Below are 13,443 nucleotides of genomic sequence, written 5' to 3' on the forward strand. Positions count from 1 at the left end.
TATAGACAATTGGATGATGCGATAAAAACAGCGGAGCCGCCGCAATCCGGCAGCTCCGCCAGCTTTAGGCGGAATAATGTTCTTTCACAATATGGGCGCATCGAGGGCATAATGTCGGATGATCTGCATCTTTTCCTACTTCCGGAGTCACCACCCAGCAACGCTCGCATGTTTCTCCTTCCGCCGGTTTGACGATAACGGCCACATTGGCCAATTTTTGCGCATCTTCTGGAGCGTGTTCATAGTCATCTGCAATCGTAAACTCGGATACGATAAATAACTGTTTTAGATCTTCTTCGATCGATCCAAGCAATTGTCGCGCTTCTTTTGTCGGATATACCGTAACGCTTGCGGTCAACGATTTGCCAATCACTTTTTCGTTGCGCGCCACTTCTAACGCTTTTAACACATCATCGCGCAAGTTCATAAACGCATCCCATTTTGCAACAATCGCGTCTTCTTCGTCAATGTTTATTGTCTCTGGCATATCAACAAGTTGAACGCTTTCTTCTTTTTCCTTTCGATTTGGAATGTGCTCCCATACTTCCTCTGCAGTATGCGGCAAAATCGGCGCTACAAGCTTTGTTAACGCGACAACCGTTTCGTACAATACCGTCTGAATCGAACGGCGGGCGCGATCGTTTGGCGCTTCGATATATAAAATATCTTTTGCAAAATCTAAATAGAAAGCACTTAAATCAACAGTACAGAAATTGTTCACATCGTGATAAATGGACGCAAAATCATACGTTTCATAGGCATGCTTTACGTTTTCAATCAAATGGTTTAATTTTACAATCATGTAGCGGTCGACTTCACGTAATTCGTTAACCGGAACCGCATCTGTTTCTGGATTAAAGTCGAATAAGTTTCCGAGCATAAAGCGGAACGTATTGCGAATTTTGCGATATACTTCCGCCACTTGTTTTAAAATGCTGTCAGAAATGCGAACGTCCGCTTGATAATCAACAGAAGCAACCCATAAACGCAAAATGTCGGCACCAAGCTGTTCCATCACTTTCGCCGGCACAACGACATTGCCAAGCGATTTACTCATTTTCCGTCCTTCTCCATCGAGAACAAATCCGTGGCTTAATACAGCTTTATACGGTGCTTTACCGGTAACAGCGACCGCAGTCGAAAGCGAAGAGTTAAACCAGCCGCGATATTGGTCGGAACCTTCTAAATATAAATCTGCCGGGCGTTGTAAATCATCACGTTCTACAAGTACTGCCTGATGGGAAGAACCGGAATCAAACCATACATCCATAATGTCTGTTTCTTTCGTAAAGATACCGTTCGGGCTTGATGGATGCGTAAATCCTTCCGGTAATAAATCTTTCGCCTCACGCTCAAACCAAACGTTCGAACCATATTGGCGGAACAAGTTGGATACATGTTCAATCGTTTCATCCGTAATAATTGGTTCACCGTTTTCCCCGTAAAAGACTGGAATCGGTACCCCCCATGCACGTTGACGGGAAATACACCAGTCGCCGCGGTCGCGAATCATATTATGGATGCGGATTTCGCCCCATTCCGGAATCCATTTTGTTTCTTTAATGGCCTGAAGCAGTTCACTGCGAATTTTATCGATGGATGCAAACCATTGTGTCGTAGCACGGAAAATCGTCGGCTTTTTCGTACGCCAGTCGTGCGGATACGAGTGAGTGATGAAACTGAGTTTTAAAAGCGCCCCGACTTCTTCTAATTTTTGTGTAACCGCTTTGTTTGCTTCATCGTAAAACAGTCCTTCAAAGCCTGGCGCTTCGCTTGTCATATAGCCGCGCTCATCGACTGGACATAGCACATCCAAGCCGTATTTTTGCCCGACAATAAAGTCATCTTCCCCATGTCCAGGCGCGGTATGAACGCATCCTGTTCCGGCGTCTGTCGTAACATGTTCACCGCAAATGACTAAAGAATCGCGGTCATAAAACGGATGTTTTGCCACGACATATTCTAAGTCTTTTCCTTTGATCGTTTTCACAACCGTTACTTCGTCCCAGCCGATTTCTTTCGCAACAGATTCTAATAACGCAGCAGCAACGACATATTTTGCACCGTTTGTTTCCACCACTTGATAATCAAGGTCTGGATGAACGGCAATCGCTAAGTTTGCTGGAATCGTCCAAGGCGTTGTTGTCCAAATGACGATTTTTTCGTCTCCGTCAAGCACTCCTTTTCCATCTTTCACTGGGAATGCAACATAAATGGAAGGGGAACGTTTGTCTTTATACTCAATTTCCGCTTCCGCCAACGCCGATTCGCTTGATGGAGACCAATATACCGGCTTTAGGCCTTTATAAATAAGTCCTTTTTTCGCCATCTCGCCAAACACTTTAATTTGTTGTGCTTCATATTCCGGTTTCAACGTAATATATGGATTTTCCCAATCACCGCGCACGCCAAGACGCTTAAATTGCTCGCGCTGATTATTAATTTGTTCATACGCATATTGTTCACAAAGCTTGCGAAATTCCGCAACGCTCATCGATTTTCGGTCAACTCCCTTTTTCGTGAGCGCTGTTTCAATCGGAAGTCCATGTGTATCCCATCCAGGAACGTATGGCGCGCAATAGCCGCTCATCGATTTATAGCGGACGATAATATCTTTTAAAATTTTATTTAAAGCGTGTCCCATATGAATATCGCCGTTCGCGTACGGCGGCCCGTCATGCAGAACAAACAACGGGCGTCCTTTTGTCCGTTCTTGCACTTTTCGATAAATGTCCATTTCTTCCCATTTTTTCTGGATTTCCGGTTCACGCTTCGGTAAGTTTCCGCGCATTGGAAATTCCGTTTGTGGCATTAACAGCGTTTCTTTGTAATCCATGTTCATTCCTCCTATCCTTATTATTTCATGTATAAATGAGCGAAATAGATAAGCAGCTGATCAAGTTGGAAAGACAGTAGAAACGCAAAAAAACCGCTCTCTCCCAAAAAGGGACGAGAACGGTCTCGCGGTACCACCCTTATTGGCTATGTATGCCATAGCCCACTTTGCATTCGTAACGTGAATGACACGCCACTGCCTACTTTTCCGTTCAGCATGGAACTCCAGGGTGATCTTCACTCTTTCGCTTATGCCAGGCTTCCACCATCCCCAGCTCGCTGAAATAAGCGTTGAAAGAGCTACTGTCCCTTTCATCGTTAACGCCTATGTTCATTTTATTCGATATTATATGCGAAAAAATCAATGGTCGTCAAGATTGGGAGAGTTCTTCCTTCTCCTTTGTTTCTAATTCTGGCACTTCATATTCCATTAAATCATCCCAATCGCGATTATTCAACATTTCTAGTTGCGCTTCAATGAGCATGCGAAAACGCATGCGAAATACTTTCGATTGCCGCTTTAGTTCTTCAATTTCAAGAGAGATTTTCCGCGATTTCGCAAGCGCTTCGCTGATGATGCGCTCCGCATTTTTTTCCGCTTCTTTAATGATTAGTTTCGCTTCTTTCTCCGCGTTTCGCTTTACTTCTTCCGCTGTTTCTTGGGCAACTAAAATCGATTTGTTTAATGTTTCTTCAATATTAGTAAAGTAATTTAGTTTTTCTGTCAATTCCGCTACTTTTTCCTCAAGTTGCTTTTTTTCGCGAATCACCATTTCATAATCTTTAATGACTTGATCAAGAAATTCATTTACTTCATCTTCATCATAGCCGCGAAAACCTCGGCTAAACTCTTTATTATGAATATCTAATGGCGTTAAAGGCACAATGGCCACCTCCGTCTCGAAATTCCTTTTCCTTATCATTCGACATTTTTCTATCAATTCCTGCAACCATTCGATTATTTTTGTATTCCGATTCGAATGCGCCACTTTTCTTTTTTTGTTTTTCCTTCAATGGATATAATTTTACAGCGGCCAAATCCGCGCGCGGAAAGAATGTCTCCTTGTTGGCATTCAAAATGTGCTTGTTCAACGATTTTCCAATTTACTTTTACAAATCCATTTTCAATGAATGACTGAATTTTTTGCCGTGATACATGAAATGCTTGTGATAATATTGCATCCAGCCTTAATGATGAAGCGGTAATGGTCGTATCTTGCCACTTTTCTTCTAACGTGATAATCTCTGTCAATGGCCTTTTTTCTACCGAAACATTTGCTTTTCCGATTGCGTGCAAATGTAGGCGGATATAGTCCGCCACTTCGTTGGCCGCCAAAAATTGAACCCGTTCCTCCTTCATTAAAATATCACCAAATTTTCCGCGCCTCAACCCAAGCGACATGAGCGCCCCTAGCACTTGGCGATGCTCTAGGCTGATAAATTTGCTCGGATAATGGACCTCAAACAAAGCAATTTCATAATCTTCATCCGCGGGCTGAAAATATGGCGGGAACAATAGCGCTCTTTTGCGCTCCACAAACGGGGCGCCGCCAAAAAAAGCAATGCGAACCTCCTCATCGCGACCGATGACGCTTTGCACAATTTGTTGCTCACGTGGATCTAAAAAGTCAGTAAGCTTTGGTGCGTATTGTCTCTTTACCGTTTCTTGCCACTCTAATACCTGGTCAATAAAATGATGTTCTTCTTTGCGAAAATGCTGGTATATTTCCATCTGTTCACACCTAACTTCCATGAAGAAAGGAACCCTATGATGGATTCCTCACACTAAATTTAACATATCAAAAAGGGCATACAACCCTTTTGTCGCAAATTCAAGCACTAAAAAAGCGACGATCGGAGAAATGTCAATCATTCCGATTGGTGGAATAATGCGGCGAAACGGTTCTAAATATGGCTCGCAAATCGTCGCAAGCATTTGGCCGACTTTTGTATCACGAGCATTGGGAAACCATGACATCAAAATGTAAATAATTAGCGCATACGAATAAATTTGAATCAATGTACTCAAAAACCAAAGCAAACTGTGCATAAACGGCTACCACCTCTTCATTGATGTATCATCGTCACTATCGATGGAAATCGAACCAGTCACATCTACGTTATCTGGCGTGCACAAAAAAATTTTTGTGCCAACTTGTTGAATATCTCCTCCAATGGCATATACGGTACCGCTTAAAAGTCGACAATACGCTTTGCTTGTTCGTGTTGAATTCGTTGTAAATTCACCACAACCGCGCGGCGATTTTTTAAATGGTCAGCGATTTCTTGCGCTTCCGCATATGCTCTTGGCTCAATTAATACTACTTTCGACGACTTTTGCACGCTTTGTAAGCTCACCACATTGGATTTGGTATTTGCCTTTGTCGCTTGCCGCATTTCTTCCTCTTCCTCATATTCCTCTTCATATTCTTCATATTCCTCATAGTCTTCCTCTAAAAAATAATCTTTAAATTTTTTTATCAATCCCATTGATTTCACCTCCTAAAATTCTTTTCCAACAAGCGATGTGCCAAGGCGAATAAAAGTTGCGCCTTCTTCAATGGCGATCACGTAATCGTTGGACATCCCCATAGACAGTTCCGTACATGGAGCGTTTGGAATATGTAATGCTTGTACATTTTCTTGCAATAATTTTAATTGACGAAAGCATGTACGTAAAATAGATTCATCATCTGTATAAGGCGCCATCGTCATTAAACCAATCACTTCAATATGCGAAAAATCTTGCAGCTGTTGAATAAACGGAATCACTTCTTCTTTTGCTAATCCATGTTTAGTCGCTTCACCCGATACGTTCACTTGAACAAAACATTTCACCCGCTTCGTTGCTCGCTTTTCGATTTCTTTAGCAAGCGACATACGGTCAAGCGAGTGAATATAATCCACTTTGTCAATAATATTTTTCACTTTTCGTGATTGCAGTGTGCCAATAAAATGCCATGTCGGCTCCGCGCCCAACGCTTCATATTTTTTCAACAACCCGTCATCACGATTTTCTCCCAAATCGGTAATGCCGGCTTCTAGCGCCTCTCTCGCCCGCTCCACACTTACATATTTCGTAACGGCAACAATGCGAATGTCGGCAGGGTTGCGTCCTACTCGTTGGCACGCTGCTTCAATGTTTTCTCGAATGATTGCTAAATTGTCGCGAACCGTCATCATTCATTCCTCCTTCCTGCCGATAAACGCCATCATTCTTCCTGTTTTTCCTTGATCACGGCGATGAGAGAAAAACAAATGATCAGCACAACTCGTACAATACCCGGAAACATCAATATGTTCTTCATGAATTCCTGCCTTTATCAGTAATACTTTATTCAGCTCTTTTAAATCAAGAGCATATTGCCCTATGCTCACCTGCTTATACGGAAGCTTCTCTTCCCCTTCCAAAACGCGATCGACGCGCGTGATCACACGGTCATCGACGATATAGCAACAAGCGCCAATCGAAGGGCCGATCACAACGTATATATCCTCAAGAGGAATTTGCTCACACTCATGCCAAAGACGAACCATTTCTCCCGCAATGTTTTTTACTGTTCCTTTCCATCCGGCATGAGCAAGGCCAATCATGCCATGTTTCGGAGCCATAAAATAAAGCGGTACGCAATCAGCAAAACATAAGGCAAGCAATAATCTTGCCTCTTCTGTATACAGACCGTCCGTACCCGCTATAGCGGACTGATAATCCGTTGTTCCTTTTCCACCGTGGTCGGTTGTCACCTTTTCAATGTGAACATCATGTATTTGGTCGCAACATATCCACCGTTCAAGTGGAAATTGCAACAAATCCGCCAAACGCTGTCGATTGCTGCAAACAAAAGAGGGTCATCCCCAACATGCAGCCCTAAATTGAATGTCGCAAACGCTCCTTTACTCACTCCTCCATGTTTCGTCGTAAATCCAGCGACGATCTGAGGAAACGAATGCGACTGCAGCATCAACAATTCCTTTTCTATTTGTCGAAAAATGTCTGACATCCTCGTCAACCTCATATCTTTTTTGTTGATTTTTATCACTTTTTTTCCTATTTTATCATAGTTTGCTTAAACATGATAATCCTTATTTTTTATTTACTCGCTTTCATGCAAACGTACTAAAATAACGTCCGCACCAATTTTGACGATATTTTGCCACGGGATGACTGTCGTTTCCTCCCGGCCAAATAAACCGAGTACTTTCCCTGATCCTAAAATAATCAGTGATTGTATTTGCCCTGTCTCTAAATCAATATCTATGTCCCCGATATTGCCTAATTTTTTTCCGTTTGCAACGTTTACCACATCTTTTGTTTGAAACTCAGAAATTCTCATCATTCAATATCCCCCGCTTTCTTCTCTTATCATAACTATATGAGTTTGCCTAGTGGCTTATGTAAAAAAGAAAAGAGCTGAACGAGCAGCTCTTATACTTGAATGTTTTTATTCATTTGACGAATCGCCGCCTTTTCCAACCGCGATACTTGCGCTTGGGAAATTCCAATTTCTTCGGCAACTTCCATTTGCGTTTTTCCTTGGAAAAAACGCTTGCGGATAATCATTTTTTCTCGTTCATTTAGACGGCGCAGTCCTTCTTTTAGCGCAATTTCTTCAATCCATTGGCTATCACGGTTGCGTTCATCACTTAATTGATCCATCACGTAAATCGGATCACCGCCATCGTTATAAATTGGCTCAAATAACGAAACAGGGTCTTGGATTGCATCTAAGGCAAACACCACTTCCTCATGAGGAATGCCAAGCACCTTTGCAATTTCTTCCGCCGAAGGCTCTTTCGCCGTCTCGCTCATCAACTTTTCACGCACTTGCAACGCTTTATAGGCAATATCACGAAGCGAGCGAGATACGCGAATCGGATTATTATCGCGCAAATATCTGCGAATTTCTCCAATAATCATCGGTACTGCATATGTCGAAAATTTTACATTTTGGTTTAAATCAAAGTTATCAATCGATTTCATAAGTCCGATACAACCAACTTGAAATAAATCATCCACAAATTCACCGCGATTATTAAAGCGTTGAATGACGCTCAATACAAGCCGCAAATTGCCATTCACTAATTTTTCCCTTGCCTCCAAATCCCCTTCATGCATTCGCTTAAACAATTCTCTCATTTCTTCGTTTTTTAGTACAGGGAGCTTAGATGTGTCTACTCCGCAAATCTCAACTTTGTTTCTTGTCAAGTTGTTCCCTCCCATCAGGAGATGCTAAGTCGTCCATTTTCAGTATCTCCTCCGGAAGGAAAAATATGCACGCAGATCCATGCATAAAAAAACGGCAATGCGAAACCATTGCCGTCATTTTACATCATTTTATTGAATTCTTTGCGAAGCCGCTTAATAATCCGCTTTTCTAGCCGTGATATGTAAGATTGCGATATGCCAAGCAAATCGGCAACATCTTTTTGTGTTTTTTCTTCTCCGCCTGAAAGCCCGAAACGAAGTTCCATAATTTGTTTTTCACGGTCGCTAAGCTGCCTTAGCGCATTGAATAAAAGACGCCGATCGACATCTGCTTCAAGGTCTTTCGTAATCACATCATCTTCCGTGCCAAGCACATCTGATAACAATAATTCATTACCATCCCAATCAATATTTAAAGGTTCATCAAACGATACTTCCGCACGCACTTTATTATTGCGGCGCAAATACATTAATATTTCATTTTCAATGCAACGAGAAGCGTATGTCGCTAATTTAATTTTTTTCTCTGGATTAAACGTATTTACTGCTTTAATAAGTCCGATCGTTCCAATGCTAATCAAATCCTCGATATTAATTCCCGTATTTTCAAATTTGCGCGCAATATATACAACAAGCCGTAAATTGCGCTCAATAAGCAGTGACCGTGCAGTTTCATCCCCAGATGAAAGCTTTTTAATCAACATCTCTTCTTCTTCTTTTGTCAACGGTGGCGGCAGCGCCTCACTTCCACCGATATAATACACTTCATCCGCTTTAATCCTTAACTTCGCCAATAACTTATACCAAAAATAAATGATACGAAGTTTCCACGTTTTCATCAAAATCCCCCCTTCTAAATTAGCAAAAAGCGAGTATGATATAGTAACGAATCATGAAGCTGTGAGCCTCTTCCCCGTTTGTACCATTTTCGGATGTATAATACACTCATATTCTCCATCAGCAGATAAAATGGTTTCGTTTAATCCGACAAGCCCTTTTTGGATTTCCAGCCATTGTTGTTCGTAAAAAATCATGATGCGGTCTGGTCTAATCGCAACTAAAAATTGTTGTTCGCTCCCTACAACCCGATATGGAACAATACGCAGACGATGCACCCACTTTTCCAATTGCTCATTATTGATCCAATCCATTGATTTTCCTAACTGGATATGTTGCACTAATTCTTCCGGCAGCACTTCCTTTACTTTATTCATCTCAACAATCATGACAGGCATTTTCGATAGTGGATCATATAGTTGGTTGCCGCTATCAATGAGTCCTTTTAATTGAAGAGGTATGCCATCAAATACAATAAGGACGTCGACAATATGTTCAAATCGCAACTTTTTTTCGCGAATCCCGTTGATGCGTGCTCGCGAAAATAACCATAAGGCTGGGAATCCTAATAAAACAAACATCCAACTGACCGGGTCGCCCACACCGAGCGAATACGTTGTTAACACACTTGCATGAATATCGATTTGCCGCTGCAAAAAATAATGGACGGCAATCATACCTCCTCCGACCGTAAACGTCACAAAATAAAAGGCAAATAAATTTTCCAAAAAATACCTTATTCGTTTAAATCCAAATGTAACGAAAACGATGAGAAATGAGAACACAATTTTGATTGCCGGATGCTGAGCATACATAGAAAACGGTGTAAACATCATTACAACAAGAGATGCGCCAATAAACGCTCCAAACAACACTCGCCACCACACGACATCCCGCTTTAACATAATTGCTGTCAACCAAAGCAATAAACTGTCAAAACAAACATTTAATAACCAAATGACATCCAAATAAACGGCCAATCAAACAGCCTCCTTCACTCACAACAAAAACAAGCAGTTTCTGAAAATAGTATATAGTACATCTTATTGGAAAGTCTGTCAATTTATGATGGTGAAATACAGGAATTTTTGTCAAAGAAACAAGAAAAGCGGAAGGCGCCCGCTTATCGGCGACACGCGCTGAAGGCCCGCGAGGAGGCTGTTGCCGCCGCAGCGGGACCGAAGCGTCGCGAGCCGATGGCGCCTGGAGCTAGACAATAAAGAAAAGCGGAGGCGGCGCGATTAGCTCTCGAAGCGAAATGTTCTTCGACCGCTGAAGTGCTTGCACTTCAAGGGAGAAGGTTATTTCGCACAAGAGAGCTAGCCGCCGAGCTAGACAATAAGAAAAGCGGAAGGCCGCCATGTCACCATCCTAGCTTCCGCGATACGCGCTGGAAGAGGATTATTTAGTTGAATAAAACGTTGGCTGGAGATATCATAGAAAAAGAAAAAGAGCACGAACCATAAAAGATTCGCGCTCTTTCGTTTAGCGGCGGCGATTGCGATTGCGAAGAAAAGCAGGAATGTCAAGCGGATCTTCGGCTTGCGCGGAACGCAACGCCGCATAATCTTGTACGGCTTCTTCGTGTTTTTCCCGTTTTGGTGCTGCTGTTACTTTCGGAATCGTACCAATTCCAATACGGGATGGGCGCGATTGTGATGCCACATTTTCATTAAACCCAGTCGCAATAACCGTTACAACAATTTCATCTTTTAAGTCTTCATTAATGACCGAGCCGAAAATCATATTAACATCTTGGTCAGCCGCAGATGCGACAATATCGGCAGCTTCTTGTACCTCATAAAGGCTTAAATTCGTGCCGCCAGTAATGTTCATCAAAACACCTTGTGCTCCATCAATCGATGTTTCTAACAATGGACTAGAGATTGCTTTTTTGGCCGCTTCCGCCGCCCGGTTTTCCCCGCTTGCAATCCCGATGCCCATTAGCGCAGAGCCCTTGTTGGACATAATTGTTTTCACATCGGCAAAGTCTAAGTTAATAAGACCTGGCACTGCGATTAAATCCGAAATACCTTGTACACCTTGACGAAGAACGTTATCTGCTTCACGGAATGCCTCTAACATCGGTGTGTTTTTATCGACGATCTCTAGCAAGCGGTCGTTTGGAATGACAATTAATGTATCGACTGCTTCTTTCATCGCGGCAATACCACTTGCTGCCTGTGTCGCCCGTTTTCTCCCTTCAAATGTGAATGGACGGGTAACGACACCAACAGTCAATGCTCCTAATTCACGGGCGATTTGAGCAATAACTGGAGCAGCCCCAGTTCCTGTTCCACCGCCCATTCCTGCAGTAACGAACACCATATCAGCGCCTTTCAGCGCTTCTTCAATTTGCTCCTTACTTTCTTCCGCTGCTTTTTTCCCTACTTCCGGATTTGCACCTGCGCCTAAACCGCGCGTTAATTTTGCGCCAATTTGCAGCTTTGTTGGTGCTTTCGATAAATTTAACGCCTGTGCGTCCGTATTGACAGCAATAAACTCAACACCTTGTACACCGTGCTCAATCATTCGATTTACAGCGTTGTTACCGCCGCCGCCAACACCAATCACCTTAATCGTTGCCATTTGATCAATTGTAGTGTCAAACTCCAACATAACTAAATCCTCCCAAATTCAATCTCTATTCAAAGAAATACCCGAAAAATTTTTTTACTTTTTTTCCAAGAGTCGCTTCTTTCTTTTTTTGTTTCGGTTGTGATTGCTTTTGCGGATGTTTTTCAACAGGCTCCGCAACCGATGCAGCAACAGGAACCGATTTCCCTTGCAGCATCGCTTGTTGATAAGCAAACTTGATCAGCCCTACTCCTGTCGTATACTGCGGATCGCGCACACCTATATAATCAGGCATAGCAATGCGAACGCTGCTTCCTAATACGACATGAGCCAATTCTAATATTCCTGGCATATTTGCTACTCCGCCAGTTAGCACATAGCCGCCTGGCAAATCACGAAATCCTAGCTTGCGGATTTCATGTTGAACCATTTGAAAAATTTCTTCCAGCCTTGCCTCAATAATATCGGCAATGTCTAATTGACTAAATTGCTGATGCTGATCAGTCCCGATAACCGGCACGATAAATACTTCTTCTTCAGAAGCATAGTCATAAAAAGCATGTCCATGCTTTAGTTTAATCCTTTCTGCATCTTCCGTCGATGTTCGGAGCCCGATCGATAAATCTTTTGTAATATGATCCCCTCCTACTGGCAAAACGGAAGTGGCCTGTAAAAATCCTTGTTCGAAAATAGCGATAGTCGTGGAACCGCCACCGATATCGACTAACGCCACCCCTAAGTTTTTCTCATCGTTTGACAAAGCAAGAGAACCAGCAGCAAGCGGCTGCAGGCAAATATCGCTTATTTCCAGTCCAGCTCTTTCTACACAGCGGAGTAAGTTATGTAAAATCGTTTTCGAACCGGTAATAATCGTTCCTTCCATTTCAAGACGGACACCGAGCATTCCGCGCGGATCGTTAATGCCATCTAACCCATCAACGATAAACTGCCGCGGAATCACGCCAATAATTTCCCGATCTGGAGGAATCGATACGACTTGCGCGGCATCCATCACGCGCGCAACATCTTCATCGGTAATTTCGCGGTTTTCACTGGAAACAGCAACGATGCCGTGGCAGTCTTGAAGCTGGACATGATTGCCCGTCACACCAACAATGACACGGCGGATCGTTAAACCAACCATCCGTTCCGCTTGCTCAACCGCTCTTTTGATCGATTGCACCGTTTTATCTATATCCACTATGGACCCTTTTTTAAGTCCTTCCGATTTTACATTTCCTACTCCAATAATGTTAATAGATTCATTTAGCATTTCTCCGATTATGACTTTAACACTGGACGTGCCAATGTCAAGACTAACGACGATCTCATTGCTGCTCATCTTTTGGTACCTGCCTACTAAAATCGTATATGCACCGCTTCCGTCTGCAACTGTGGCTTCTCATCCATTTTCTTGCGGCCCTATTACGTATTTTAGTAAGCAGTGACACCTCCTTTAAGCTGAAATTTATATATCTCGTATATGCCACACAATTGCGTTATTCTCTATTCATCTTTTAATCTATAACGGATACGCTTGCTTATCATCAGCAATGTTAAAAAGCGAACCAATCATTTTTTACTCCATATATTCAACATTTTAAGAAACTTTCCCTTTTTTCCAATTAACTTTTTTCACGGTTCTGTCGCCTTTCCATCCATTCGGCAAGAAGGAGGCGGCGAATGACAGCGATATTTTGAAAAAGGCGCACCCCAAATGCAAATACAGCTGCTAAGTACAAGTCTACACCAAGATGGACACCAAGAAAAGTTAAAGTTGTAGCCAAAATAATGTTAAAAAAGAATCCTGTTATAAATACTATTTCGTCATATGTTTGCTGTAAATGGGCGCGGAGTCCACCAATTAATGTATCAAATGCAGCAAGGATTGCAATGGATAAATAATTGGAATATTCGTCAGGGACGCGCAAATCGCTCAAAAATCCTACTATTAAGCCAACGAATAAGCCGATGAGCGGGAGCCACAT

General features: G+C 42.5%; 12 protein-coding genes, 2 pseudogenes and 1 other annotated feature. All 14 genes and pseudogenes read right to left on the reverse strand.

Annotated features, from left to right (window positions below):
• Positions 1 to 64: 64 nt before the first annotated feature.
• On the reverse strand, positions 65 to 2,836 hold the full coding sequence (gene ileS, locus NXM86_RS12695; protein ID WP_171698652.1) for an isoleucine--tRNA ligase: 2,772 nt from the start codon (positions 2,834 to 2,836) through the stop codon (positions 65 to 67).
• Between the two features lie 106 nt (positions 2,837 to 2,942).
• Positions 2,943 to 3,160: a binding site (T-box leader), on the reverse strand.
• A gap of 46 nt (positions 3,161 to 3,206) precedes the next feature.
• Complete coding sequence (locus NXM86_RS12700) at positions 3,207 to 3,719, reverse strand: DivIVA domain-containing protein (protein WP_015863373.1); 513 nt, start codon at positions 3,717 to 3,719, stop codon at positions 3,207 to 3,209.
• A 74-nt stretch (positions 3,720 to 3,793) separates the two neighbouring features.
• Positions 3,794 to 4,567: a YlmH family RNA-binding protein gene (locus NXM86_RS12705; protein WP_097354292.1), complete on the reverse strand. Its 774-nt coding sequence runs from the start codon at positions 4,565 to 4,567 to the stop codon at positions 3,794 to 3,796.
• 48 nt (positions 4,568 to 4,615) lie between these two features.
• Positions 4,616 to 4,885: a YggT family protein gene (locus tag NXM86_RS12710; RefSeq protein WP_062678259.1), complete on the reverse strand. Its 270-nt coding sequence runs from the start codon at positions 4,883 to 4,885 to the stop codon at positions 4,616 to 4,618.
• Between the two features lie 6 nt (positions 4,886 to 4,891).
• Positions 4,892 to 5,325, reverse strand: a pseudogene (locus NXM86_RS12715) (cell division protein SepF).
• A gap of 12 nt (positions 5,326 to 5,337) precedes the next feature.
• Positions 5,338 to 6,015: a YggS family pyridoxal phosphate-dependent enzyme gene (locus NXM86_RS12720; protein ID WP_081189382.1), complete on the reverse strand. Its 678-nt coding sequence runs from the start codon at positions 6,013 to 6,015 to the stop codon at positions 5,338 to 5,340.
• Between the two features lie 3 nt (positions 6,016 to 6,018).
• Positions 6,019 to 6,836: pseudogene (gene pgeF, locus NXM86_RS12725) on the reverse strand (peptidoglycan editing factor PgeF).
• 93 nt (positions 6,837 to 6,929) lie between these two features.
• On the reverse strand, positions 6,930 to 7,172 hold the full coding sequence (locus NXM86_RS12730) for a YlmC/YmxH family sporulation protein (protein WP_015863367.1): 243 nt from the start codon (positions 7,170 to 7,172) through the stop codon (positions 6,930 to 6,932).
• Between the two features lie 89 nt (positions 7,173 to 7,261).
• Positions 7,262 to 8,041, reverse strand: a complete 780-nt coding sequence (gene sigG / locus NXM86_RS12735; protein ID WP_062753466.1) for an RNA polymerase sporulation sigma factor SigG — start codon at positions 8,039 to 8,041, stop codon at positions 7,262 to 7,264.
• Positions 8,042 to 8,160: 119 nt separating this feature from the next.
• On the reverse strand, positions 8,161 to 8,880 hold the full coding sequence (sigE, locus tag NXM86_RS12740) for an RNA polymerase sporulation sigma factor SigE (RefSeq protein WP_015863365.1): 720 nt from the start codon (positions 8,878 to 8,880) through the stop codon (positions 8,161 to 8,163).
• Positions 8,881 to 8,931: 51 nt separating this feature from the next.
• Positions 8,932 to 9,858: a sigma-E processing peptidase SpoIIGA gene (spoIIGA, locus tag NXM86_RS12745; RefSeq protein WP_081189422.1), complete on the reverse strand. Its 927-nt coding sequence runs from the start codon at positions 9,856 to 9,858 to the stop codon at positions 8,932 to 8,934.
• A gap of 505 nt (positions 9,859 to 10,363) precedes the next feature.
• Positions 10,364 to 11,497 carry a cell division protein FtsZ gene (gene ftsZ / locus NXM86_RS12750; RefSeq protein WP_062678264.1) on the reverse strand — a complete coding sequence of 378 codons (1,134 nt, stop codon included), beginning with the start codon at positions 11,495 to 11,497 and terminating at the stop codon, positions 10,364 to 10,366.
• Between the two features lie 25 nt (positions 11,498 to 11,522).
• Entirely contained in the window at positions 11,523 to 12,797 is a 1,275-nt protein-coding gene (gene ftsA, locus NXM86_RS12755) for a cell division protein FtsA (protein WP_015863362.1), read from the reverse strand.
• Between the two features lie 283 nt (positions 12,798 to 13,080).
• The gene (locus NXM86_RS12760) at positions 13,081 to 13,443 is read right to left on the reverse strand and encodes a small basic family protein (RefSeq protein WP_015863361.1); all 363 of its coding nucleotides are present in this window, start codon (positions 13,441 to 13,443) and stop codon (positions 13,081 to 13,083) included.

It is taken from the genome of Geobacillus sp. CX412, from assembly GCF_027942335.1.
GTDB lineage: Bacteria > Bacillota > Bacilli > Bacillales > Anoxybacillaceae > Parageobacillus_B > Parageobacillus_B toebii.